We start from the raw sequence: 24,166 nt of genomic DNA, 5'->3' as shown, positions 1-24,166 counted from the left end.
GTTCGAAGCCCGTTTGGCCACCGTGGCGGCCTGAAATTCGGCTGAAGAAATGCTGGTGTTGCGAAGGTTGACGCGCAGCGCCTGAAATATGGCAAAGATTCATCATGCGAACACGAAAAAGCCCCAATCCTTGCGTTCCGCTCACGGCCCTGCACTGCTATGAGGCGCGGAGGGAGATTGGCGGCGCCGACGCCATATTTTCACTCCATCCAGGTGCAAGAGCGCTCAATCGACCTGTTGGTTGCATGCAACCAATTCTTGTTTGAAACGGTTTATGTGGCAGGTCCGCGACGCCGGCAGGCGCTGCGGACTTTCTGTCAAACGGAAATGCTGTAGATGAATATTCAGACCGACCCGCGCCGGATCAAAGACGTAGTGCCGAGTTTTCCGGCCGTGGCCGAACAGCCGATCAGGGCGACGGTGCTGCATGAGGACCGGCTGCGCGCGACGGGCGAGAGCATGGCCCGCAAGGAGCTGCGCTCCTATTTCGGTCTCGAAGCCTTCGACTTCCACGCCCGCATCCGCGAGAGCGCCAAGAAGATCCTCCAGGTCTATCGCGACACCAATGCCGCGCAGGGCAGGGGCGAGCCGATCACGCCGGCGGCGCAATGGCTGCTCGACAACAACTATCTGGTCGAAGAGACTATCTACCAGGTCAAGCGCGACCTGCCCAAGCGCTTCTACCGCGAATTGCCGACGATCGATCTCGGCAACGGCCAGTCGGTGCCGCGCGCGCTGGCCATCGCCTGGGTCTATGTCGCCCATTCCGACAGCACCGTTTCGGCGCATATGTTCAAGGCGATCGTCGAGGGCTACCAGGCCGTCGAGCCGCTGCATATCGGCGAGCTCTGGGCGCTGCCGTCGCTGCTGCGTTTCGTTCTGGTCGAGAATCTGCGCCGCATCGCCGTCCGCGTGAACCGCGCCCGCGAAATGCGCGCAATCGCCAACGACGTCGCCGACCGCCTGCAGAGCGTGCAGGAGCAGGACGACGGCCTGGCCCTGCTCAGGGCCTATGCTGCCCACGCCCGCGACACGACCTTTGCGACGCAGCTGCTCTATCGCTTGCGCGACGGTTCGCAGAACGCCGGCAAGGCGTTGATCTGGCTTGAGAACGAGCTCGAGAAGTCGGGCAGCGACGCCGAAGAGATCATCATCGGCGAGCACCACACGCTGTCTTCCGGCAACGTCACGACCGGCAACATCATTCGTGGCCTGCGCCTGATCAATGACCAGGACTGGACGGTCTGGTTCGAGGATGTCAGCCGCGTCGACACGCTGCTGCGCGAGCGCACCAATTTTGCCGAACTCGACTTCGCCTCGCGCGACCAGTATCGCACCGCGATCGAGGAACTGGCGCGCCATTCCAAGCTGTCGGAATTCCAGGTCGCCGAACAGGCGACCGATTTTGCGCTCAAGAAAGCGCCTGCTTCATCAGAGGATCCTTCGGGTCTGCAGAAGGAACGCTCCGACGTTGGTTTCTTCCTCGTCGGTCCGCGCCGGCAGGAGCTGGAACAGTCGATCGGTTACCGCCCGACCATCGGACGCATCGTCAACCGCGCCTTCCGCAAGACCAACTGGCTCGGCATTGCCCTTCCGGTCTTTGCCCTGACCGTTCTTCTGCTTCTGCTGGCTGGTAACGCGCTGGCTGCGCTGGGCCTGCCGACGGCGGCGGTGGTGGTGATGCTGGTGCTGTTTTCGGTTCCGGCCAGCGAGGGTGCGCTCGCCTTCTTCAACACCATCGTGCTGAAGTTTCTCGAGCCGACCCGCCTGATCGGCTACGAGTTCAAGGACGGGGTGCCGGCGGAAGCCCGGACATTGGTGGTGGTGCCGTCGCTGATCGGCTCGCGCGACGATGTCGAGGAGAACATCCGCAACATCGAGATCCATCACCTCGCCAACATGTCGGGCGAGATCCATTTCGCCGTGCTCTCCGATTGGCCCGACAGCCAGGCCGAGATCTCCGTCGGCGACCGCGAGATCTATGACTATGCCCGTCGCGAGATCGCCAGGCTCAACCAGCGTTATCCCAGCGAGGGTGCTGCGCGTTTCTACCTGCTGCACCGCCGCCGGCTGTTCAACCCGTCGCAGGGCTGCTGGATGGGCTGGGAGCGCAAGCGTGGCAAGCTGCACGAGCTGAACCTTTTGCTGCGCGGCGACGCCGACACCACCTTCCTGCCGACCGATACGCCGCTGCCTGACAATGTCGTTCACGTCGTCACCCTCGACGCCGACACGCGCATGACGCGCGGCGTCGTCACCAAGCTGGTCGGCAAGATGTGCCACCCGCTCAACCGGCCGGAGTTCGACGCAGAGAAGCGCCTGGTGACCTCAGGCTACGCCATCCTGCAGCCGCGCGTGACGCCGTCGCTGACGACGGGCGACGAAGCCTCGTTCTTCCAGCGCGTGTTTTCAGCCCATCGCGGCCTCGACCCTTACGTCTTTGCCGTGTCCGATCTCTACCAGGACGTCTTCGGCGAAGGCACCTTCACCGGCAAGGGCCTCTACCATGTCGACGCGATGGAAGCCGCGCTCAAGGGGCGCATCGCCGAAAACACCATCCTGTCCCACGATTTGCTCGAAGGCGCGCTCGCCCGCTCGGCACTGGTCACCGACGTCGAGGTGGTCGAGGACTATCCGACCCGCTACTCGGTCGACGCTTCGCGCCAGCATCGCTGGGCGCGTGGCGACTGGCAGCTGCTCGGCTACATCTTCGACCCGAAGTCGGGCGTGCCGGCGCTTTCGCGCTGGAAGATGGTCGACAATCTCAGGCGTTCGCTGACGCCGATCTTCTGGGTCATGGCGGCGATTGCCGGCTGGACGCTGCTGCCCTTCACCCAGGCCGCGCAATGGCAGGCGCTGCTGATCCTCAGCCTGTTCATGGCGCCGACCTTCGACATCATCGACGCAATCCTTCCCAAGAACCGCGAAGCGACCCCGCGCGGCCATTTCAGCGCGCTCGGCCGCGACCTTGCCTTCGGCACCGCGATGGTGGCGCTCAAGGTCGTGTTGATGGCGCATCTGGCCTGGATGATGGGCGATGCGATCATCCGCACGCTCTATCGCCTGTTCGTCAGCCGCGAGAACCTTCTGGAATGGCGCACCGCCTCGCAGGCGCACAAGTCGGGCGGCAACGACCTCGGTGCCTATTACCGCATGATGTATGGCGCGGTGATCATCGCCGCCGTCGGCCTGGTCCTGCCTGTGATGACGGATTCGACCGGCGCCTTCGTTGCCTTCGCCTTCGCCATCTTCTGGGCCGGTTCGCCGGCTTTTGCCTGGCTGATCAGCCGCTCGGCCGAAACCGAAGACCGGCTGCATGTCGCGCCCTGGGACGTCCACACCCTGCGCACCGTGGCACGCCGCACCTGGCACTATTTCGAGACCTTCGTCACGGCGGAGCAGAACTTCTTGCCGCCTGACAATTTCCAGGAAAACCCGACCGGCGTGATTGCCACGCGCACCTCGCCGACCAATATCGGCGTGTATTTGCTGTCGGTCGTCTCGGCCCGCGACTTCGGCTGGATCAGCCTTGCGGACGCGGTGTCGCGCATCGACGCCACCGTCTCGACCATCGAAAAGATGGAGCGCTACCGCGGCCATCTCTACAACTGGTACGACACGACAAACCTCAGGCCGCTCTATCCGCTCTATGTCTCGAGTGTCGACAGCGGCAATCTCGCCGGCCATCTCGTGGCGGTTGCCGCCGCCTGTTCGGAATGGGCGGAGGCGCCCTCGGTGCATCTCCAGGGCGATTTCGAGGGCATTCTCGACATCGTTTCGATCATCGAGGAGAGCGTCGCCGACCTGCCTGACGACCGCCGCCAGCTGAGGCCGCTGCGCCAGCGCCTGATCGACCGCATCGACGGCATGCGCCGGGCCGTGGAAACCATCAAGTCGCAGCCGGAAATGGCCTCGATCCGCACCATCAACCTGGCCGTCTTGTCGGGCGAAATCCGCAAGCTGGCGGGCGCGATCCACACCGAAGCGGCCTCGACCAAGAGCGACGTGCTTGCGGACTGGGCGAGGACGCTGGAAGTCACCTGCGAGGCGCATGTGCATGACGCGCACAGCGATGACCAGGCGGTCGCGGCCCTGCGCAGCAAGCTGATGGAACTGCGCGAACGCACCCGCAAGTTCGCCTTCGAGATGAATTTCTCGTTCCTGATGCGCAACGAGCGCAAGCTTCTGTCCATCGGCTACCGCGTCGAGGAGCACCAGCTCGACGAAAGCTGCTACGACCTGCTTGCCTCCGAAGCGCGGCTGACCAGCCTGTTCGGCATCGCCAAGGGCGACATCTCGACCGAGCATTGGTTCCGCCTCGGCCGTCCGATCGTCGAGATCGGCTTCCAGGGCGCGCTGATGTCGTGGTCGGGCTCGATGTTCGAGTATCTGATGCCGCCGCTGGTGATGAAGGAGCCGCAGGGCGGCATCCTCAACCAGACCAACAAGCTGATCGTCCACCGGCAAATCCAGTATGGCCGCTCGAAAGGCATTCCGTGGGGCATCTCGGAGGCTGCCTATAACGGCCGCGACCGCGAACTGACCTACCAGTACACCAATTTCGGCGTGCCGGGGCTTGGCCTCAAGCGCGGCCTTGGCCAGAACACCGTCATCGCGCCTTATGCGACCGTGCTGGCGGCCCAGTTTCTGCCAAGCGAGGCGACGGCCAATCTCAGGCGCCTGCGCAAACTCGGCGCGCTTGGCCGCTACGGCTATTACGACGCCGTCGACTACACGCCGCAGCGTGTGCCCGAAGGCACCGACCACGCCGTCGTCTACAACTACATGGCCCATCACCAGGGCATGTCGATCGTGGCGATTGCCAATGCGATCTTCGAAGGCCGCATGCGCGACCGCTTCCACAGCGATCCGGTGATCGAGGCGGCGGAGCTGCTGCTGCAGGAAAAGGCGCCGCGCGACATTCCCGTCGCCACCGTCCGCACCGAGGTGGCCGAACACACCAAGGACGAGACCGCCGATCACAGCGCCGATACGCGCCTGGTGCTCAATCCGATGCGCGCCCTGCGGTCGACCAACCTGATGTCGAATGGCCGCTACTCGGTCATGGTCACGGCGACAGGCTCGGGCTACAGCCGCTGGAACGACATGGCGATCACGCGCTGGCAGCCGGATCCGACCGAGGATCGGCTCGGCACCTATCTGTTCCTGCGCGACACCGAAACCGGCGACTGGTGGTCGGCGACATCGGAGCCGAAGCGCGCCACCGGTGAGCAGACCCAGACCCTTTTCTGCGACGACAAGGCGAGCTTCATCAAGACGGTCGGCACGCTGCGCAGCGAGGTCGAATGCATCGTCGTCTCCGAAGGCAATGGCGAGGCCCGCAAGGTCACCATCTGGAACGACGCTGCCGTCGACCGCCACATCGAGGTGACGTCGTTTGCCGAGCTGGTGCTGGCGCCCGAGGCCAATGACAACGCCCATCCGGCGTTTTCCAAGATGTTCGTCGAGACTGAGATCACCCACAATGGCAGCGCCATCCTGGCGACGCGGCGCACCCGCGCCGCCAACGAGCCTTCGGTCGTTGCGGCGCATTTCGTCACCGACCAGTCGGGCTTCGTGCGCGACACCGAGGCCGAGACCGACCGCCGCGCCTTCATCGGCCGTGGCCGCACCATATCAGATCCGGCGGCGTTCGATCCGGGCGCCAAGCTTTCGGGCAGCGCCGGCTTCACGCTCGATCCGGTGGCGGCCCTGCGCCGCCGCGTCCGCGTGCCGGCCAACAAGAAGGTGACGCTGACCTATTGGACCATCGTCGGGTCGACCCGCGAAGAGGTCGAAGAGACTGTCGCCAAGCTCGACCACCCCGAAGGCTTCCAGCGCCAGGCCATGCTGTCCTGGACCCGCTCGCAGGTGCAGACGCGCCATCTCGGCCTCAACCTGGCTGACGCCGCAAACGTCCAGAAGCTGGCCCGCTTCCTGATCTATCCCGATCCGTTCCTGCGCCTGTCGGCGGATGCCATCGCCTCCGGCCTCGGCCGGCAGTCGGCGCTGTGGCCGATGGCGATCTCGGGCGACTTCCCGATCCTGGCGATCCGGATCGGCGACGTCGCCGATATCGAGATCGTCGCCCAGGCGCTGCGCTTCCAGGAATATATGCGCGCCCGCGGCCTCGTCGCCGATCTCGTCATCGTCAACGAGCAGGCCTCGTCCTATGTCCAGGACCTGCAGCAGGCGATCGAGCATCTGTGCGAGAACAGCCGCCTGCGCGGCAAGGAACTCGGACCGCGCCAGCATATCTTCGCGGTTCGCCGCGACCTGATGGACGAGGCATCCTACCGCACGCTGCTGGCCGTCGCGCGTGTCTGCCTGCACACCCGCAACGGCACGATCTTCGACCAGATCGAGCGCGCCGAGGCGGCAGCGCTTGCCGCCCGCGACGCATTGACCGCCGCCCAGGCGACCGACCGGTCGGAAACCTCGGCACTGCAGACCTCGCCGTCGCGCAGCGCCCGCAAGAGCGGCGGCGACGGCCTGTCCTACTGGAACGGTTTCGGCGGCTTCGACGCCAATGGCCGGGACTATGTCGTGCGCCTCAATGGCGCCCGGTCGACGCCGCAGCCCTGGATCAACGTCATCGCCAATGGCGGTTTCGGCTTCCACGCTTCGGCGGAAGGCGCTGCCTTCACCTGGAGCCGCAACAGCCGCGATTACCAGCTGACCCCATGGTCGAACGATCCGGTCACCAACCGGCCGGGCGAGGCGATCTATGTCTTCGATCGCGCCAGCGGCAGGACCTGTTCGCCGATTGCAGCGGTGGCGCGTGACGCGGGCGCAAGCTACGAAGCCCGTCACGGCCAGGGCTTCTCAACCTTCCGCTCCAAGCGCGGCACTTTGGCCACCGAACTGACGCATCTCGTCGATCCGAACGATCCGGTGCGCATTTCCAGGCTGAAGATCGAGAACTCCGGCGCGGTGCCGGCCAAGCTCAAGGTCTACGCCTACGCCGAGTGGGTGCTGGGCAACAGTCGGGCCAGGACAGCGCCCAACATCGTGCCTTCGCTCGACGAGGCGACGGGCGCGCTGTTCGCCCGCAACAGCTACGGCCTCGATTTCGGCGAGCGTGTCGCCTTCATGGCGATGGACGGCAAGACCAACTCGGTCACCTCGGATCGCCACGAGTTCATCGGCTTGGGCGGCACCGTCGAGGCGCCGCGCGCCGTGACCCAAGGCGCCGAGCTGACCGGACGCGTCGAGGCGGGTGTCGATCCCTGTGCTGCGATCTCGAGGGATGTCGAGGTGCCTGCCGGTGGCTCGATCTCCCTGCTCTGGCTGCTCGGCGATGCCGGTTCGGACGAGGAGGCGAGCGCGCTGGTCGCCCGCCATCTCAAGGTCGATTTCGAACAGAGGCTGGCCGACAACGAGCGCAACTGGCGTTCGTTCCTCGGCACCATCGAGGTCGAGACGCCCGACAAGGCGCTCGACGCCATGGTCAACAACTGGCTGCCTTACCAGAGCCTGGCCTGCCGCATCCGTGCACGCTCGGCCTTCTACCAAGCCAGCGGCGCCTTCGGCTTCCGCGACCAGCTGCAGGACACGCTGGCGCTCCTGATGCACGACGCAAGCCTTGCCCGTGCGCAGATCCTGAACGCCGCCGGCCGGCAGTTTGCCGAAGGCGACGTGCAGCATTGGTGGCTGCCGCGCACCGGCGCCGGCGTGCGCACCATGATCTCCGACGACGTCGTCTGGCTGGCGAGTGCCACTGCGCGCTATGTCACGGTGACCGGCGATGCGGCGATCCTCAACGAGCAACTGCCCTTCATCGAGGGTCAGCAGCTCAACCCGGGCGAGCACGACGCGTTCTTCACGCCGGAGCAGTCCAAGAAGAAGGCCTCGCTCTACGAGCACTGTGCCCGCGCGCTCGACCTCGCCATCAAGCGGACGGCCAAGAACGGCCTGCCGCTGATCCTCGGCGGCGACTGGAACGACGGCATGAACCGCGTCGGCGAGGAGGGCAAGGGCGACAGCGTCTGGCTCGGCTGGTTCCTGCTGCGGACGCTGGGCGAGTTCGCCCCGCTGGCCAAGGCCGAGGGCGATTCAAAACGCGCCAACGCCTGGGACAAGCATGCCACGGCATTGAAGCGCGCGCTGGAGAATGCGGCCTGGGACGGTGAATGGTACCGTCGCGGCAGCTTCGACGACGGCACGCCGCTCGGCTCGCGCAACTCCGATGAATGCAAGATCGACTCGATCGCGCAGTCGTGGAGCGTCATTTCGGGCGAGGGCGATCCGGCACGTTCACGCACGGCGATGGCACAGGCGACCAAAATGCTGGTCGATGACGAGCTGAAGCTGATCAAGCTGTTCACCCCGCCATTTTCCGAAACCGACAAGGAGCCGGGCTACATCAAGTCCTATCCGCCTGGCGTGCGCGAAAATGGCGGTCAGTACACCCATGCCGCGACCTGGTTTGTCATTGCCTTGGCGGAAATGGGGCAGGTCGACGAGGCCTATCGCTGCTTCTCGATGCTCAACCCGGTCAACCATGCGCTCGACGAGGCGGCGGCCGAGACCTACAGGGTCGAACCCTATGTGGTGGCAGCCGACGTCTATGCCGACGCCTCCAAGGCGGGCCGCGGCGGTTGGACCTGGTACACAGGTTCGGCAGGCTGGCTCTATCGCGCGGCGGTCGAAAGCATCCTCGGCATCAGCCAGCGTGGCAACAGGCTCGTCGTGGCACCAGCCATTCCCAGGCATTGGGAAGGTTATTCGGCGACGCTCCGTTTGGGTGGTGCCGTCTACAGGTTGCGTGTGGTGAGGGACAAAGCCGCTAAAGCTGCGAAAGCAGAGGTCGATGGCGTGAAGGGCAAGGACGCGTCCTTTGCCATGCGCGACAGCGGCGAAGTCGACGTTGTGATCCGCATCCCGGCCTAGCCGGGATGCCCCTGCGTCAACTTGGTTGCCGGCTTTGTCATCATTTTGCCGCAACGATGCCTTTTTTCGTTAAATCTCAATTCCTTATCGGATCACAGCAGATTACCGGCCGTAGCCATGTGTTGTTCGATTTTTTTGAACGGAGCGGCTATCTGCGCATTGTCTTGCGGACCCATGACCGCTATTTGTCGGCTATGGTGCAGTGCACAATAAAGGGACGAACGGGACTCAAGGGGTACCAAAGTGTCGTTGCTTGAAGTTTATTGGAGAGCCCTCCGCTATCTTGCCGCCGACGGCAAGAAGGTCGGGCTGATTTGCGCAGCCAACGTCGTGTTGGCAATCGTGACCATTGCTGAACCGATCCTGTTCGGGCGTATCATCGATGCCATCGCTGGAAAGACGGAAGTCGTTCCGACAATGGCGCTGTGGGCGAGCTTCGGCGCGTTCAACATCGTCGCCTTCGTTCTGGTCGCACGCGGCGCCGACCGCCTGGCGCATGCGCGCCGCGGCGAGGTGCTGTGCCAGTCGTTCGAACGCGTCATCACCATGCCACTGGCCTGGCACCAGCAGCGCGGCACGTCGCATTCGCTGCACACCTTGCTGCGCGCGGTCGAAGCGCTGTTCAGCCTATGGCTCGAATTCATGCGCACCCATCTGTCGACGGCGGTGGCGCTGGCGCTGCTGATCCCGACTGCCTTTTCGCTCGACGTCCGCATGTCACTGGTGCTGATCGTGCTTGGCGCGCTGTATCTCGCCATCGGCCGGCTCGTCATGCGCAAGACCAAGGAAGGCCAGGCCTCCGTCGAGCGCCACTATCACAAGGTGTTTTCCCACGTCTCGGACTCGGTCAGCAACGTCGCCGTGCTGCAGAGCTACAACCGCGTCGGCCAGGAAACGGAATCGCTGCGTGCCTATGTGAAGGCATTGATCACCACGCAGAACCCGGTGCTCGACTGGTGGGCGCTGGCATCCGCCATGCACCGCCTGGCCTCGACGATCTCGATGATGGTGGTGCTTCTGATCGGCGCCTATCTGGTCAGCAAGGGCCAGCTGCGCATCGGCGACATCGTTGCCTTCACCGGCTTCGCCGCCCTGCTGATCAGCCGCCTCGACCAGGTTTCGAACTTCGCCAACCAGATCTTCGACGCCCGTTCGAAGCTGGAGGAGTTCTATCGCCTCGAGGACGCCGCCGGCGAGAACCGCGAGCCGGAAGGCCTGCGTGAGCTCGACAACGTCACCGGCCACGTCCGTTTCGAAAACGTCAGCTTCGAGTTCCCCAATTCGGGGCAGGGCGTCACCGACGTCTCCTTCGAAGTGCGCGCCGGCCAGACCATCGCCATCGTCGGCCCGACCGGTGCCGGCAAGACGACGCTGATCAACCTGCTGCAGCGCGTGCACACGCCCCAGCATGGCCGCATCCTGATCGACGGCATCGACACCCGCACCGTGACCAAGAAGTCGCTGCGCCACTCGATCGCCACCGTCTTCCAGGACGCCGGCCTGCTCAACCGCTCGATCGAGGACAACATCCGCGTCGGCCGCGCCGGTGCGAGCTACGAGGAAGTGCATGCTGCAGCGACCGCGGCTGCGGCGCAGGACTTCATCCTGTCCAAGAGCGAAGGCTACGACACCAATGTCGGCGAGCGTGGCGGCCAGCTGTCCGGCGGCGAGCGCCAGCGCATCGCCATTGCCCGCGCCATCCTCAAAAGCGCGCCGATCCTGGTGCTCGACGAGGCGACGAGCGCCCTCGACGTCGAGACCGAGAACCGGGTCAAGGACGCCATCGACATGCTGCGCGACGGCCGCACCACCTTCATCATCGCGCATCGCCTCAGCACTGTCCGCGACGCCGACTTGGTGGTGTTCATGGATCACGGCCATGTTGTCGAGATGGGCGGCTTCAACGAGCTGTCGACCCGCAATGGCCGCTTCGCCGCCCTGCTGCGCGCCGGCGGCCTGCTCAATGACGAGGAAGTCCGCCGCGTCACCCATGTCGAGGCCGCGGCCTAGTCCATCATCGTCATACGGATCCGGACGGGGCGCCTTGGCGCCCCGTTTGCGTTTGCCCGCGACGCCGGAACAGATTGCGAAGACGCACGCCCAAGGCTATTTAGCGTCCATGACACAGACGACCTCGCAGGCTTGGCGTTTCAGCGACCTCGCCAATCCGACCCGCTTCATCTCGCTGGTCGACAAGATCGTGCCCTGGCTTGGCGGCGCCTCAGTATTGGTGCTGGCGATCGGGCTCTATCTGGCCTTCGCCGCACCGGCGGATTTCCAGCAGGGCATCACCGTTCGCATCATGTATATCCACGTGCCTTTCGCCTGGCTCGCCATGATGTGTTATTCGGTCATGGCCATCTCGGCGCTGGGAACGCTGGTCTGGCGTCATCCGCTCGCCGATGTCGCTCTGAAGTCGGCCGCACCGGTCGGAGCCGTGTTCACCGCGCTCGCATTGCTCACCGGCTCGATCTGGGGCAAGCCGATGTGGGGCACTTGGTGGGTATGGGACGCCCGGCTGACCTCGGTCTTCGTGCTGTTTTTGATGTATCTCGGCATCATCGCGCTGACCCGCGCGCTCGACGACCCCGCGCGTTCGGCGCGTGCTGCCGCCGTCATCACGCTTGTCGGCTTCATCAACATTCCGATCATCAAGTTTTCGGTCGAATGGTGGAACACGTTGCACCAGCCGGCCTCGGTGTTCCGCATGGACGGCCCGACCATCGATCCGAGCATGCTCTGGCCCCTCATGACCATGGCGCTTGGCTTTACCCTTCTGTTCTTCACTCTGCATCTAATGGCGATGCGCACCGAGATCTGGCGCCGTCGTGTCACAGCCATGCGCCAGATTGCCGCTCGGAGGGCCGAGCGCCAGCAGGCCTGACGGCCCGAACACGAGGAAGACATCATGTGGCCCGATCGTCGAATTCTTGATCTCCTGGGCCTCGAGCTTCCGATCTTCCAGGCGCCGATGGCCGGGCCCGTCGATTCCGAAATGGTGATCGCGGTCTCGGAGGCCGGCGGCCTCGGCGGGCTGCCTTGCGCGCTGATGACGCCCGAAAAGGCGCGGACCGAACTCGGCATCATCCGGCAGCGCACCTCGAAGCCGATCAACGTCAATTTCTTCTGCCACAAGCAGCCCGAAGACGATTTTGCCCGCGAGGAGGCGTGGAAACAGCGGCTCGCGCCCTATTATCTCGAACTCGGCCTTGACCCCACGGCGCCTGCGCCGCGTTCGGCGCGTGCGCCTTTCGACGAGACCTTCTGCGACATCGTCGAAGAGTTCCGGCCTGAGGTGGTGAGTTTCCATTTCGGCCTGCCTGATGCCGCCTTGCTCGATCGCGTCAAGGCGACGGGCGCCAAGGTGCTTTCGTCGGCGACGACGGCCGACGAGGCGGTGTGGCTCGAGGCGAGGGGCTGCGATGCGATCATTGCGCAAGGTGCCGAGGCCGGCGGTCATCGCGGCATCTTCCTGACCGACGACGTCGCCAACCAGCCCGGCACCTTCGCTCTGGTGCCGCAGGTGGTCGATGCGGTCAAGCTGCCGGTTATCGCCGCGGGCGGCATCGCCGATGCGCGCGGCATCGTCGCCGCCTTCGCGCTCGGTGCTGCGGCGGTGCAGGTCGGCACCGCCTATCTGTTCTGCCCCGAGGCCAAGGTGGCAGCACCGCACAAGGCGGCACTGCGCGCGGCCAAGGACGACCACACCGCCCTGACCAATCTCTTCACCGGCCGGCCGGCGCGCGGCATCGTCAACCGCATCATGCGCGAGGTCGGTCCACTGTCTGAAGACGCGCCGGCATTCCCGCTGGCAGGCGGGGCACTGGCACCGCTGCGAGCGGCGTCGGAACCCAAGGGCTCGGGCGATTTCATGTCCTTGTGGTCGGGGCAGGCGGCGCGGCTTGGCCGCGACATGCCGGCGGCCGACCTGACGCGCGCCCTTGCCGCGGAAACACAGGCTCTGCTGTCGCGCTTCGGCCGCCAGGCTACGGCATGATTCCGAAAAACGGCCACTGATTTTCGCAAAAGATCATGCGAGAACAAGAAGATAGAGCCCCATTCCGAATCATTTGATGAGCATGGGCTCTGGTCGATAAGCCGCCTATTTCGGCGTCAGCGTCCGGCGCACGGCGTCGCGCCAGCCTTTCAGCTTGGCCTTGCGCAGCGAAGGCTCCATGACCGGCTTGAACTGGCGGTCGAGCGCCCAGGCCTTGGAAAACTGTTTGGCCTTCGGCCAGACGCCGGCGCGCGATCCCGCCAGCCAGGCAGCACCGAGTGCCGTGGTCTCGAGCACCGTCGGCCGGTCGACCGGCGCGTCCAGGATGTCGGCCAGGCGCTGCATCGTCCAGTCGGAGGCGACCATGCCGCCGTCGACGCGCAGCACGGTCTTGCCGTTGCCGCCCTTCCAGTCCTTCTTCATCGCGTCGAGCAGGTCGCGGGTCTGATAGGCGACGGATTCCAGCGCTGCGCGGGCAAATTCCGCCGGCCCGGTGTTGCGGGTCAGGCCAAAGATCGCGCCGCGCGCCTCGGCATCCCAATGCGGCGCGCCGAGCCCGACAAAGGCCGGCACGAGATAGACGTCCTGGCTGTCGTCGGCGTCGGCCGCCAGCTTGCCGCTTTGCTCGGCCTTGCCGATCACCTTGATGCCGTCGCGCAGCCACTGCACGGCGGCACCGGCGACGAAGATCGAGCCTTCCAGCGCATAGGTCGTCTTGCCCTCGAGGCGATAGGCGATCGTAGTCAACAGCCGGTTCTTCGAGCGTACCATGTCGCTGCCGGTGTTGAGGATGGCAAAGCAGCCGGTGCCATAGGTCGATTTCATCATGCCGGGCTCGAAGCAGGCCTGGCCGATGGTCGCCGCCTGCTGGTCGCCGGCAACGCCGAGGATCGGGATTTCGGCGCCGAACAGCGCCTTCTCGGTCACGCCGAAATCGGCGGCGCAATCCTTGACCTCGGGCAGCATGACGGCGGGGATCTTCAGGATGTCGAGCAGCTCGGCGTCCCAGTCGTTCTTCGCGATGTTGTAGACCAGCGTGCGCGAGGCGTTGGTGGCGTCGGTCGCATGCAGCTTGCCGCCGGTCAGGCGCCAGATCAGGAAGCTGTCGATGGTGCCGGCAAGCAGCTCGCCGCGTTCGGCCCGCTTGCGCGCGCCCTTCACCTTGTCGAGCAGCCAGGCGATCTTGGTGCCGGAGAAATAGGGATCGAGCAGAAGCCCGGTCTTGCCAGTGAATTTCGGCTCCAGCCCCTGCTTCTTCAGCCTGGCGCAGAGAGGGGCAGTGCGCCGATCCTGCCAGACGATGGCGTTGTGGATCGGCTTGCCTGTCGCTCGGTCCCATATGACGACGGTTTCGCGCTGGTTGGTGATGCCGATCGCCGCAATGTCGGCGGCGGTCGTGCCGGCCTTCTTCAGCGCCGCCCTGCAGGTTGTGACGACACTGTCCCAGATTTCCTCGGGGTCATGCTCGACCCAGCCGGAAGCAGGGAAATGCTGGGTGAATTCCTTCTGGCCGACACCGACAGGTTTCATCGTTTGGTCGAACACGATGGCCCGGCTCGACGTGGTGCCTTGGTCGATTGCCAGAATGAAGCCGCTCATCTTCCCCCTCCGCAGTCACTTGCATGAATAGGGGAGACGGCGCTGCGCCGTCTCCCCGGATAGTTGGCCGGGCGGATGCTCCGCCCGAACGCTTACTTGCTCCAGCTCTTCACCAGCTCATCGTAGTTGATGGTGACAGGCTTTTCCTTCTCGTTTTCGATCTTCAGCTGCGGCGCGAGATTGCCGGCCTTGACCGCTTCGGCATTCCAGTAGGCGAGATCGTGCTCTTCCGCCATCTTCGGGCCGATATCGCCCTGGATGCCGGCGCGCTCGAGGCGCTCAAGCACCTTTTCCTGCTCGGCGCACAGCGAGTCCATGGCTTCCTGGGCCGTCTTGGCGCCCGAAGACGCGTCACCGATCGCCTGCCACCACAGCTGAGCCAGCTTCGGATAGTCAGGCACGTTGGTGCCCGTCGGCGACCACTGAACGCGGGCCGGCGAACGGTAGAACTCGATCAGGCCACCGAGCTGTGGCGCACGGTCGGTGAAGCTCTTGTGGTCGAGCGTCGACTGGCGGATGAAGGTCAGGCCGACATGGCTCTTCTTCACGTCGACGGTCTTCGAGGTCACGAACTGCGCATAGAGCCATGCGGCCTTGGCGCGGTCGTCAGGCGTCGACTTCAGGATCGTCCACGAACCGACGTCCTGGTAGCCGAGCTTCATGCCGTCCTTCCAGTAGACGCCGTGCGGCGAAGGCGCCATGCGCCACTTCGGCGTGCCGTCCTCGTTCATCACTGGCAGGCCGGGCTTGACCATGTCGGCGGTGAAGGCGGTGTACCAGAAGATCTGCTGGGCAATCGCGCCCTGGGCCGGCACCGGGCCGGATTCGGAGAAGGTCATGCCCTGGGCTTCCGGCGGCGCGTAGGCCTTCAGCCAGTCGAGATACTTGACGATCGAATAGACAGAGGCCGGTCCGTTGGTGTCGCCGCCGCGCGCGACGCAGGAGCCGACGGGCTGCGACTTTTCATTGACCTTGATGCCCCATTCATCGACCGGCAGGCCGTTCGGCAGGCCCTTGTCGCCGTTGCCGGCCATCGACAGCCAGGCGTCGGTGAAACGCCAGCCGAGCGAGGGGTCCTTCTTGCCATAGTCCATGTGGCCATAGACTTTCTGGCCGTTGACGTCGCGGCCGGTGAAGAACTCGGCAATGTCCTCATAGGCCGACCAGTTGACCGGAACGCCGAGGTCGTAGCCGTATTTCGCCTTGAAGTCGGCCTTGTTCTTCTCGTCGTTGAACCAGTCGTAGCGGAACCAGTAGAGGTTGGCGAACTGCTGGTCGGGAAGCTGGTAGAGCTTGCCGTCGGGTGCTGTCGTGAACTTCGTGCCGATGAAGTCGGCGATGTCGAGGTTGGGGTTGGTGACGTCCTTGCCCTCATTGGCCATCCAGTCGGTCAGGCTGCGCGCCTGCAGATAGCGCCAGTGAGTGCCGATTAGGTCGGAATCGTTGACATAGGCGTCATAGATGTTTTCGCCCGACTGCATCTGCGTCTGCAGCTTTTCGATGACGTCGCCTTCACCGATCAGGTCATGCGTGATCTTGATGCCGGTGATGTCGGAGAACGCCTTGGCGAGCGTCTTCGATTCATATTCGTGCGTGGTGATGGTTTCCGAGACGACCTTGATCTCCATGCCGGCGAAAGGCTTCGCGGCATCGACGAACCATTGCATTTCGGCTTCCTGGCCGGCGCGGTCGAGCGCCGATTGATCCTTGATCTCGGTATCGAGGAAGGCTTTTGCCTCGTCCATGCCGGCAAAGGCATTGCTTGATCCCAAGAGCAGGGCGATCACGCTTGTTGATGCTAGAATATGGCGTCGCATTAATTTCCTCCCAAACAAGGTTGCATTGCCATTTGGCGCCGCCGCGGGCTTGCGGCGGCCCAACATTTCCCCCTCTAGACGAAGCGGAATACGCCGATCGCGTAGACCACTGCGAGAGCGAGAGCCCACCACAGGTTGGGCCCGATCAGGCCCAGCCATGCGAGATGAATGAAGGCGCTGCCGAGCAGCGAAACGAAAAGCCTGTCGCCCCGGGTCGTTTCGAAGCGGAGGATGCCGACGCGCGGATTGCCGCCGGGCGAGAAGTATTCCCACACGCCCATGCCCACGAGCATCAGGAAGATGGTGATGAAGAACGCCGCTGTCGGCAGCGTCCAGGCCATCCATGAAAGGTCCATCACAAACGCTCCCTCAGACGCGGCCCAGGGCAAAGCCCTTGGCGATGTAGTTGCGGACGAACCAGATGACGAGCGCGCCCGGGATGATGGTCAGGACGCCGGCCGCGGCGAGCACGCCCCAGTCCATGCCCGAGGCCGAGACGGTGCGTGTCATGATCGCGGCGATCGGCTTGGCGTCGGTGGTGGTCAGCGTGCGGGCGATCAAGAGTTCGACCCACGAGAACATGAAGCAGAAGAAGGCCGCGACCCCGATGCCGCTGGCGATCAGCGGAACGAAGATCTTCACGAAGAAGCGTGGGAACGAGTAGCCGTCGATATAGGCGGTCTCGTCGATCTCCTTCGGCACGCCCGACATGAAGCCTTCGAGGATCCAGACTGCCAGCGGCACGTTGAACAGGCAGTGCGCCAGCGCAACCGCGATATGCGTGTCGATCAGGCCGAAGGCCGAGTAGAGCTGGAAGAAGGGCAGGGCAAAAACTGCCGGCGGCGCCATCCGGTTGGTGAGCAGCCAGAAGAACAGGTGCTTGTCGCCCAGGAACCTGTAGCGCGAGAAGGCGTAAGCCGCGGGCAGGGCGACGGCGATCGAAATCACCGTGTTCATCACCACGTAGATGATCGAGTTGATGTAGCCCTTGTACCAGGACGGATCGGTGAAGATCACGCCGTAATTGCGCAGTGTCGGGTTCTGCGGCCAGAGCGAAAAGGTACCCAGGATCTCCTGGTTCGACTTGAAGCTCATATTGATGAGCCAGTAGATCGGCAGCATCAGGAAGATGATGTAGACCGTCGGCACCACCCACCAGAAGCGCGATTCCTCGCCGCGCCGCCGCATCCTGCGCGCCAGAGCCTCGTCTGGAGCACCGCCATGGACAACGCCCGTCGTGGTCCCGGCATTGCGCATCATCTTGTCCTTGTCGGTGTCCGCGACTGCTTGCCTTGTCCCCGCCATCTCACTTCTCCACGTCGTAATTTGTCATGACGGTGTAGAAGACCCATGACAGCAGCAGCACGATCAGGAAGTAGATGATCGACATCGCCGCCGCCGGGCCGAGGTCGAACTGGCCGACAGCCATCTTGACGAGGTCGATCGACAGGAAGGTCGTGGAATTGCCGGGGCCGCCGCCGGTGACGACGAAAGGCTCGGTGTAGATCATGAAACTGTCCATGAAGCGCAGCAGCACGGCGATCAGCAGGACGCGCTGCATCTTGGGCAGTTGGATGTAGCGGAACACCGCCCAGCGCGAGGCGCCGTCGATCTTGGCCGCCTGGTAGAAGGCATCGGGGATCGACACCAGGCCGGCATAGCAGAGCAACACGACCAGGCTGGTCCAGTGCCAGACATCCATGATGATGACCGTCACCCAGGCGTCGAACGGGTCGTTGACGTAGTTGTAGTCGAAGCCGAGCGCGTGCAGCGTGTGGCCGAGCAGGCCGATGTCGATGCGCCCGAAAACCTGCCAGATGGTGCCGACGACATTCCACGGAATGAGCAGCGGCAGCGCCATCAGCACCAGGCAGACGGGTACGCCCCAGCCTTTCCTCGGCATGTTGAGTGCAATGAAGATGCCGAGCGGAATCTGGATCGCCAGGATGATCGCCGAAAAGATCAGGTTCCGGCCCATCGCCGCCCAGAAGCGGTCGGATTGCAACATCTCCTCGAACCATTCGGCGCCGGCCCAGAAGAACTGGTTGCCGCCGAATGTGTCCTGCACCGAGTAATTGACCACTGTCATCAGCGGGATGACCGCCGAGAACGCCACCAGCACGAGCACCGGCAGCACCATAAACCAGGCCTTGTTGTTCCAGGTCTTTTCCATGGTTACGCTCCCATCTCGACGCGCCAGGACTTGTCGTAGAGGTTGATGCCGGCAGGATCGAAGGTGACGTGCGGATCGGCCGGCACGTGGTCGTCCTCGCCCAGGATTGCCGCGATCTCGCGGCCTTCGAGGCTGGCGCGCACCACCTTGTGGCGGCCGATGTCCTCGACCTTTCGGATCGTGACGGGCATGCCCTTGGCGCCAAGCCTGACATATTCGGGCCGGATGCCGAGTTCGATGCCATTGCCTTCAGCCTTGGGCGCGCCGGGCAGGTCTATCACCTGGCCGCCGAGCCGGGCGCGCGTGCCGTCGACGGCGACCGGCATGACGTTCATGCCGGGCGAGCCGATGAAGTAACCGACGAATGTGTGCTTGGGGCGCTCGAACAGCTCGGCCGGGGTGCCGATCTGGACGATCTCGCCGTCATACATCACCACCACCTTGTCGGCGAAGGTCAGCGCCTCGGTCTGGTCGTGGGTGACGTAGATCATGGTGTAGCCGAAGCGGCGGTGAAGCTGCTTGAGCTGCGAGCGCAGCACCCATTTCATATGCGGGTCGATGACGGTCAGCGGCTCGTCGAACAGGATCGCATTGACGTCGGAGCGGACGAGGCCGCGGCCGAGCGAAATCTTCTGCTTCTGGTCGGCGGTCAGCCCGCGCGCCTTGCGCCTGGCCCAGCTGGCGAGATCGATCATGTCGAGCGTCTCGCGCACCTTGCGGTCGACATCGGCTTCGGCAACGCCGCGGTTGCGCAGCGGGAAGGCGAGATTGTCGTAGACGGTCATGGTGTCGTAGATGACCGGGAACTGGAACACCTGGGCGATGTTGCGTTCCTGCGTCGACAGGCCGGTCACGTCCTTGCCGTCGAACAGCAATTGCCCATGCGAGGCATGCAGCAGGCCCGAGATGATGTTGAGCAGCGTGGTCTTGCCGCAGCCGGAGGGGCCGAGCAGGGCATAGGCGCCGCCGTCCTCGAAACCGTAATGGACTTCGCGCAGGGCATAGTCCTTGTCGGATTTCGGGTTTGCGCCATAGGCGTGGCGGATATGGTTCAGGTCGATGCGTGCCATCTCGCCCTCCTATGCAGCCAGTTGCGAAGGCGAAGCGGCCGAATGGCCATTCGCGTCGAAAACCATGATGTGGCGCGGATCGATGAAGACCTCGATGACCTCATCCGGCTCGAACTGGTGGATGCCGTGCGACAGCATCACCCAGCGCGCGTCTGCGTAACTGAGATGGACGAAGCTTTCCGAGCCGGTGATTTCCGTCACCGAGACCTTCGCCTTGACGCCCACGGCGTCGGTGGTGCGCTTCTCAAAAGAAAGATGGTGGGGCTGGAAGCCGATCGTATAGCTGGCGTCGGCAATGCCGGCGAGGTCCGCCGGCACCGGGAGGTCCACCCCACCATCAAGCTGGAAATTGCGGCCGCTCTTCCTCAACACGATGGTGTTGAGCGGCGGGTCGGCGAAGGTCCGCGCCGTGATCAGGTCGTTCGGCTTGCGGAACACCTCGATCGTCGGGCCGAACTGGGTGATGCGGCCTTCCGACAGCGTTGCGACATTGCCGCCGAGCAAAAGTGCTTCATGCGGTTCGGTCGTGGCATAGACGAAGATCGCGCCGGTTTCGGCGAAGATCCTGGGCAATTCGGCGCGCAGTTCCTCGCGCAGCTTGTAGTCGAGATTGGCCAGCGGCTCGTCGAGCAGAACCAGCTTGGCGTTCTTGACGATGGCGCGGGCGAGTGCCGTGCGCTGCTGCTGGCCGCCGGAAAGATTGAGCGGGGTGCGGTCGAGATAAGGCGTCAGCCTGAGCAGGTCGGCGGCGCGCTTGACCTCTTGTTCGATCCTGGCCTTGTCGGCGCCGGCGACACGCAGCGGCGAGGCGATATTCTCATAGACCGTCATCGCCGGGTAGTTGATGAACTGCTGGTAGACCATGGCGATGTTGCGCTTCTGCACCGGCACGCCGGTGACATCGCTGCCGTCGAACCAGACCGAGCCCGCAGTCGGCTTGTCGAGCCCGGCCATCAGCCGCATCAGGCTGGTCTTGCCCGACAGCGTCGGTCCCAGAAGCACATTGAGGCTGCCGTGCTGAAGCGTCAGCGAGACGTCGCGGATATGATCCGTGCCGGCCACCGTCTTCGTAACGTTGCGCAGTTCGAGCATAAATCCTCCTCCCAGAGGCAGACGCAGGCGGGTGGGCCTATTCTGCCGCGGCGTTGTGCACGCCTGGGCTCATTCCTTGCAGAAATTCATCGAGTGCCGCGGCCTGCTCCTTGCTTAGCTTCAGCCCCCGCTTGGTGCGCCGCCACAACACGTCCTCGCCGCTGACCGCCCATTCATGGGCGACGAGATAGCGGACCTCGGCCTCGTAGAGATCGGCGCCGAAATTGCGCCCGAGATCGGCTTCCGACTTCGCCAGGCCGAGCAACGTCCTGGCGCGTGTGCCGTAGAGCCTGGTCAGGCGGCGGGCGAGGCGCATGTCGAGGAAGGGGTAGGCAGCCTTGAGCTTGACCACTTCGGCGTCGAAGCCGGTCGCCTCGAACTCGCCGCCCGGCAGGGCGGCGGTTGCCGTCCAGGCCTTGCCCCTCTTGCCCAGCTGCTTCTCGATGATCTCGAGCATGGATTCGGCAAGGCGGCGATAGGTGGTGATCTTGCCGCCGAAGATGTTGACGATCGGCGCGCGGCCTTCGCCGCCATCTGATTTCAGCACATAGTCGCGTGTCGCTTCCTGGGCCTTGCTGGCGCCGTCGTCATAGAGCGGGCGGACGCCGGAATAGGTCCAGACGATGTGTTCGGGTTTCACCGGCTCGGCGAAATATTCGCTTGCCGCCTCGCAGAGATAGGTGATCTCGGCCTGGCTGATCCTGGCGGTGTGGGGATCGCCTTGATAATCCTGGTCGGTGGTGCCGATCAGGGTGAAGTCTTCCTCGTAAGGAATGGCGAAGATGATGCGCCCGTCCTTGTTCTGGAAGAAATAGGCGCGCGGATCGTCGAACTTCTTCGCCACCACGATGTGGCTGCCCTGGACGAGGCGGACATTGTGGACGTTGTTCTGGCCGACGGTTTCGGTCAGCACATGGTCGATCCAGGGCCCGGCGGCATTGACGATGAGCCGCGCCTTGACCTCTTCGACCTGGCCGCTGCGCAGGTCCTCGACGCGGATGTTCCAATGGCCGTTGTCGCGGCGCGCGCTCGTCACCTTGGCCCTGGTGCGGATGACGGCACCCCTGTCGGCGGCGTCGCGGGCATTGAGTACGACCAGCCGTGCATCGTTGACCCAGCCATCGGAATATTCGAAGGCGCGCGCAAACATCGGCTTCAGCGGCTTGCCGGCGACGTCGCTGTGCATGTCGAGCGTGCGTGTCGGCGGCAACAGCTTGCGGCCGCCAATATGGTCGTAGAGGAACAGGCCGAGCCGGATCAGCCATGCCGGGCGCAGGCCCTTGGCATAGGGCAGCACGAAGCGCATCGGCCAGATGATGTGCGGCGCGTTCTTCCACAACACCTCGCGTTCCATCAGCGCTTCGCGCACCAGGCGGAACTCGTAATGTTCGAGATAGCGCAGCCCGCCATGGATCAGCTTGGTCGAATAGGACGAGGTGCCGGAGGCGAGATCGTTCATTTCGGCAAGGTAGACGGAGTAGCCGCGGCCGACCGCGTCGCGGGCGATTCCGCAGCCATTTATGCCGCCGCCGATAACGAAGATGTCGTGGATTTCGGGTCTGCTCACGCCTTCGCCGCCTTTTCGCACTGCAGCAATTTAAGCACCATTCGAAGCTCGATTTGGATTATTTCGAACTGAAAGTGAATGTCAAACGAAATATATCGCTGATCGCAGGCTGACATGCTGACGTTGTGTCAGGGCAGGGGCTTGGTGTGTATCCGTCAGTTTAGACGGCTAAAAGCCTACAAAAGGGCGGAATCTTCTGTTTTTCGCCAGGCGAAACACTGTTGCCCTCGGGCAATGCAGGACAATTCCCGGTTGTGATCTTCGTTTTCAGCCTTCATTGACCAAAACGAAAGCGGAATTTCCGGTGCATGTCGCGGCGGCAGGCGGCGTCTGTGCGGCCGGCTGTGGACAACAAAAAGCCGGGGCCGCGTCGGCGGCCCCGGCTGCAGATGGGGTTCGCGAAAGTCAGTGGGGGAAGAAGGCGAAGCGAATGACGAACAGGATCGCCACCAGCCAGGTCGCGGCATGGACCTCGCCGGGACGGCCGGTGAGCAGCTTGAGCGCGGCGTAGCTGATGAAGCCGAAGGCAAGGCCGTTGGCGATCGAGTAGGTGAAGGGCATCATCAGCGCGGTCAGCGCCGCCGGTGCTGCCTCGGTGATATCGGCCCATTCGACCTCGACCAGCTCGCGCATCATCAGGCCGGCGACATAGAGCAGGGCAGGCGCCGTCGCATAGGCAGGCACCGAGCCGGCCAGCGGCGAGAAGAACAGCGCGGCGAGGAAGAGCACGCCGATGACCAAGGCGGTCAGGCCGGTGCGGCCGCCTGCCTGCACGCCCGAGGCGCTTTCGACATAGGCCGTCGTGCTCGAGGTGCCGAGCAGGGAGCCCGCGACGATGGCCGTGCTGTCGGCCAGAAGGGCGCGGCCGAGGCGGTTGGGCTTGCCCGGCTCGATCAGCCCGGCGCGCTTGGCGACGCCGATCAGCGTGCCGGTGGCGTCGAAGACCTCGACCAGCACGAACACCAGGATGACATGGACCAGGCCGGCATGCAGGGCGCCGACGACGTCGAGCTGCAGGAAGGTCGGCAGGATCGACGGCGGCATCGAGACGATGCCGTTGAACTGGCTGACGCCGAGCGCCATCGAGGCGATGGTGATCACCAGGATGCCGATCAGGATCGCGCCGCGCACCTTGAGCGCGTCGAGGGCCGCGATGATGAAGAAGCCGGCGATGGCAAGCAGCGTCCCGGTCTGGCTGACGTCGCCCAGCGTCACCAGCGTTGCCGGGCTGGCCACGACGATGCCGGAGCTTTTCAGCGCGATGATGCCGAGGAACAGGCCGATACCGGCGGCAATGGCGCTGCGCATCGAGTGCGGGATGCCGGCGATCAGCCAGCTGCGCACGCCGCTGACGGTCAGGATCAGGAAGATCACGCCTGAAATGAACACCGCGCCCAGCGCCTGCTGCCAGGAAAAGCCCATGGCGCCGACGACGGTGAAGGCGAAGAAGGCGTTCAGGCCCATGCCCGGCGCCATGCCGATCGGCCATTTCGCCACCAGGCCCATGATCAGCGAGCCGATCGCTGCGGCAAGGCAGGTGGCGACGAACACGGCGTTGCGGTCCATGCCCGTCGACGACAGGATTTCCGGGTTGACGAAGATGATGTAGGCCATGGTCAGGAAGGTCGTGACACCGGCGATCACTTCGGTCCGGACCGATGTCCCTTGTTCCTTCAGGTTGAAATACTTCTCAAGCACTCTTTGCTTCCTCCCAGACGGTTAGGGGGCAGCCTGGTCCTGGCGCAGGCTTGCCGACGCACCCATGCTTTCCCCGCATGGCCGCCGGCGTTTTCCTGCCGAACTCCTGCTGCCCTCTCGTGCCGACCCAGGACGCGTCTTGCGTCTCCACCCCGGGCCGGCTTCCGCCAACAAATGGCGCAAGGCATGATTGCCTGCGCAAACGTGGCCTAAATTCTGCCTGATGCAGCCATCGCACAAGTGGCGGTTGCTTTAAGCAGT

At 64.1% G+C, this 24,166-nt stretch carries 13 protein-coding genes; 4 read left to right on the top strand and 9 right to left on the bottom strand.

The window, feature by feature from the left end:
* Nucleotides 1-336 precede the first annotated feature (336 nt).
* The 4 genes from IG197_RS04170 (at nucleotide 337) to IG197_RS04155 (ending at nucleotide 12,889) form a co-directional block, all read left to right on the top strand.
* Nucleotides 337-8,892, top strand: coding sequence for a GH36-type glycosyl hydrolase domain-containing protein (locus IG197_RS04170; protein WP_192317145.1), 8,556 nt, complete (start codon nucleotides 337-339; stop codon nucleotides 8,890-8,892).
* 243 nt (nucleotides 8,893-9,135) lie between these two features.
* Nucleotides 9,136-10,902: a glucan ABC transporter ATP-binding protein/ permease gene (locus IG197_RS04165; protein WP_192317143.1), complete on the top strand. Its 1,767-nt coding sequence runs from the start codon at nucleotides 9,136-9,138 to the stop codon at nucleotides 10,900-10,902.
* A gap of 109 nt (nucleotides 10,903-11,011) precedes the next feature.
* Nucleotides 11,012-11,776: a heme ABC transporter permease gene (locus tag IG197_RS04160; RefSeq protein ID WP_192317141.1), complete on the top strand. Its 765-nt coding sequence runs from the start codon at nucleotides 11,012-11,014 to the stop codon at nucleotides 11,774-11,776.
* A gap of 24 nt (nucleotides 11,777-11,800) precedes the next feature.
* Nucleotides 11,801-12,889, top strand: coding sequence for a nitronate monooxygenase family protein (locus IG197_RS04155; protein WP_192317139.1), 1,089 nt, complete (start codon nucleotides 11,801-11,803; stop codon nucleotides 12,887-12,889).
* A gap of 105 nt (nucleotides 12,890-12,994) precedes the next feature.
* On the opposite strand, the gene glpK is transcribed toward IG197_RS04155, so the two are convergent.
* The 9 genes from glpK to IG197_RS04110 all read right to left on the bottom strand — a co-directional run bounded on the left by glpK (nucleotide 12,995) and on the right by IG197_RS04110 (nucleotide 23,905).
* A complete protein-coding gene (glpK, locus tag IG197_RS04150) occupies nucleotides 12,995-14,488 on the bottom strand; it encodes a glycerol kinase GlpK (RefSeq protein WP_192317137.1) in 1,494 nt (497 codons plus the stop codon).
* Nucleotides 14,489-14,580: 92 nt separating this feature from the next.
* Nucleotides 14,581-16,305: an ABC transporter substrate-binding protein gene (locus IG197_RS04145; RefSeq protein ID WP_067963216.1), complete on the bottom strand. Its 1,725-nt coding sequence runs from the start codon at nucleotides 16,303-16,305 to the stop codon at nucleotides 14,581-14,583.
* A 74-nt stretch (nucleotides 16,306-16,379) separates the two neighbouring features.
* A complete protein-coding gene (locus IG197_RS04140) occupies nucleotides 16,380-16,661 on the bottom strand; it encodes a DUF2160 domain-containing protein (protein WP_067963213.1) in 282 nt (93 codons plus the stop codon).
* A 13-nt stretch (nucleotides 16,662-16,674) separates the two neighbouring features.
* The gene (locus tag IG197_RS04135; RefSeq protein WP_371746571.1) at nucleotides 16,675-17,562 is read right to left on the bottom strand and encodes a carbohydrate ABC transporter permease; all 888 of its coding nucleotides are present in this window, start codon (nucleotides 17,560-17,562) and stop codon (nucleotides 16,675-16,677) included.
* 49 nt (nucleotides 17,563-17,611) lie between these two features.
* Nucleotides 17,612-18,478 carry a carbohydrate ABC transporter permease gene (locus tag IG197_RS04130; RefSeq protein WP_192317135.1) on the bottom strand — a complete coding sequence of 289 codons (867 nt, stop codon included), beginning with the start codon at nucleotides 18,476-18,478 and terminating at the stop codon, nucleotides 17,612-17,614.
* A 2-nt stretch (nucleotides 18,479-18,480) separates the two neighbouring features.
* A complete protein-coding gene (locus IG197_RS04125) occupies nucleotides 18,481-19,548 on the bottom strand; it encodes an ABC transporter ATP-binding protein (protein ID WP_192317133.1) in 1,068 nt (355 codons plus the stop codon).
* A gap of 9 nt (nucleotides 19,549-19,557) precedes the next feature.
* Nucleotides 19,558-20,640, bottom strand: a complete 1,083-nt coding sequence (locus tag IG197_RS04120; protein WP_192317131.1) for an ABC transporter ATP-binding protein — start codon at nucleotides 20,638-20,640, stop codon at nucleotides 19,558-19,560.
* Nucleotides 20,641-20,677: 37 nt separating this feature from the next.
* The gene (gene glpD / locus IG197_RS04115; protein WP_192317129.1) at nucleotides 20,678-22,207 is read right to left on the bottom strand and encodes a glycerol-3-phosphate dehydrogenase; all 1,530 of its coding nucleotides are present in this window, start codon (nucleotides 22,205-22,207) and stop codon (nucleotides 20,678-20,680) included.
* A gap of 405 nt (nucleotides 22,208-22,612) precedes the next feature.
* The gene (locus IG197_RS04110) at nucleotides 22,613-23,905 is read right to left on the bottom strand and encodes an NCS2 family permease (protein WP_192317128.1); all 1,293 of its coding nucleotides are present in this window, start codon (nucleotides 23,903-23,905) and stop codon (nucleotides 22,613-22,615) included.
* Nucleotides 23,906-24,166: the final 261 nt, after the last annotated feature.

It is taken from the genome of Aminobacter sp. SR38, assembly GCF_014843375.1.
Taxonomy (GTDB): Bacteria; Pseudomonadota; Alphaproteobacteria; order Rhizobiales; family Rhizobiaceae; genus Aminobacter; species Aminobacter ciceronei.
Note: the sequence above shows the minus strand (reverse complement) of the source record. Positions and strands in the feature narration are given on the sequence as shown.

Excerpts from the sequence above, each read along its gene's own strand:
- IG197_RS04170 (WP_192317145.1), top strand. The coding sequence starts at position 337 with ATGAATATTCAGACCGACCCGCGCCGGATCAAAGACGTAGTGCCGAGT.
- IG197_RS04160 (WP_192317141.1), top strand. The coding sequence starts at position 11,012 with ATGACACAGACGACCTCGCAGGCTTGGCGTTTCAGCGACCTCGCCAAT.
- IG197_RS04155 (WP_192317139.1), top strand. The coding sequence starts at position 11,801 with ATGTGGCCCGATCGTCGAATTCTTGATCTCCTGGGCCTCGAGCTTCCG.
- glpK (WP_192317137.1), bottom strand. The coding sequence starts at position 14,488 with ATGAGCGGCTTCATTCTGGCAATCGACCAAGGCACCACGTCGAGCCGG.
- IG197_RS04145 (WP_067963216.1), bottom strand. The coding sequence starts at position 16,305 with ATGCGACGCCATATTCTAGCATCAACAAGCGTGATCGCCCTGCTCTTG.
- IG197_RS04140 (WP_067963213.1), bottom strand. The coding sequence starts at position 16,661 with ATGGACCTTTCATGGATGGCCTGGACGCTGCCGACAGCGGCGTTCTTC.
- IG197_RS04135 (WP_371746571.1), bottom strand. The coding sequence starts at position 17,562 with ATGCGCAATGCCGGGACCACGACGGGCGTTGTCCATGGCGGTGCTCCA.
- IG197_RS04130 (WP_192317135.1), bottom strand. The coding sequence starts at position 18,478 with ATGGAAAAGACCTGGAACAACAAGGCCTGGTTTATGGTGCTGCCGGTG.
- IG197_RS04125 (WP_192317133.1), bottom strand. The coding sequence starts at position 19,548 with ATGGCACGCATCGACCTGAACCATATCCGCCACGCCTATGGCGCAAAC.
- IG197_RS04120 (WP_192317131.1), bottom strand. The coding sequence starts at position 20,640 with ATGCTCGAACTGCGCAACGTTACGAAGACGGTGGCCGGCACGGATCAT.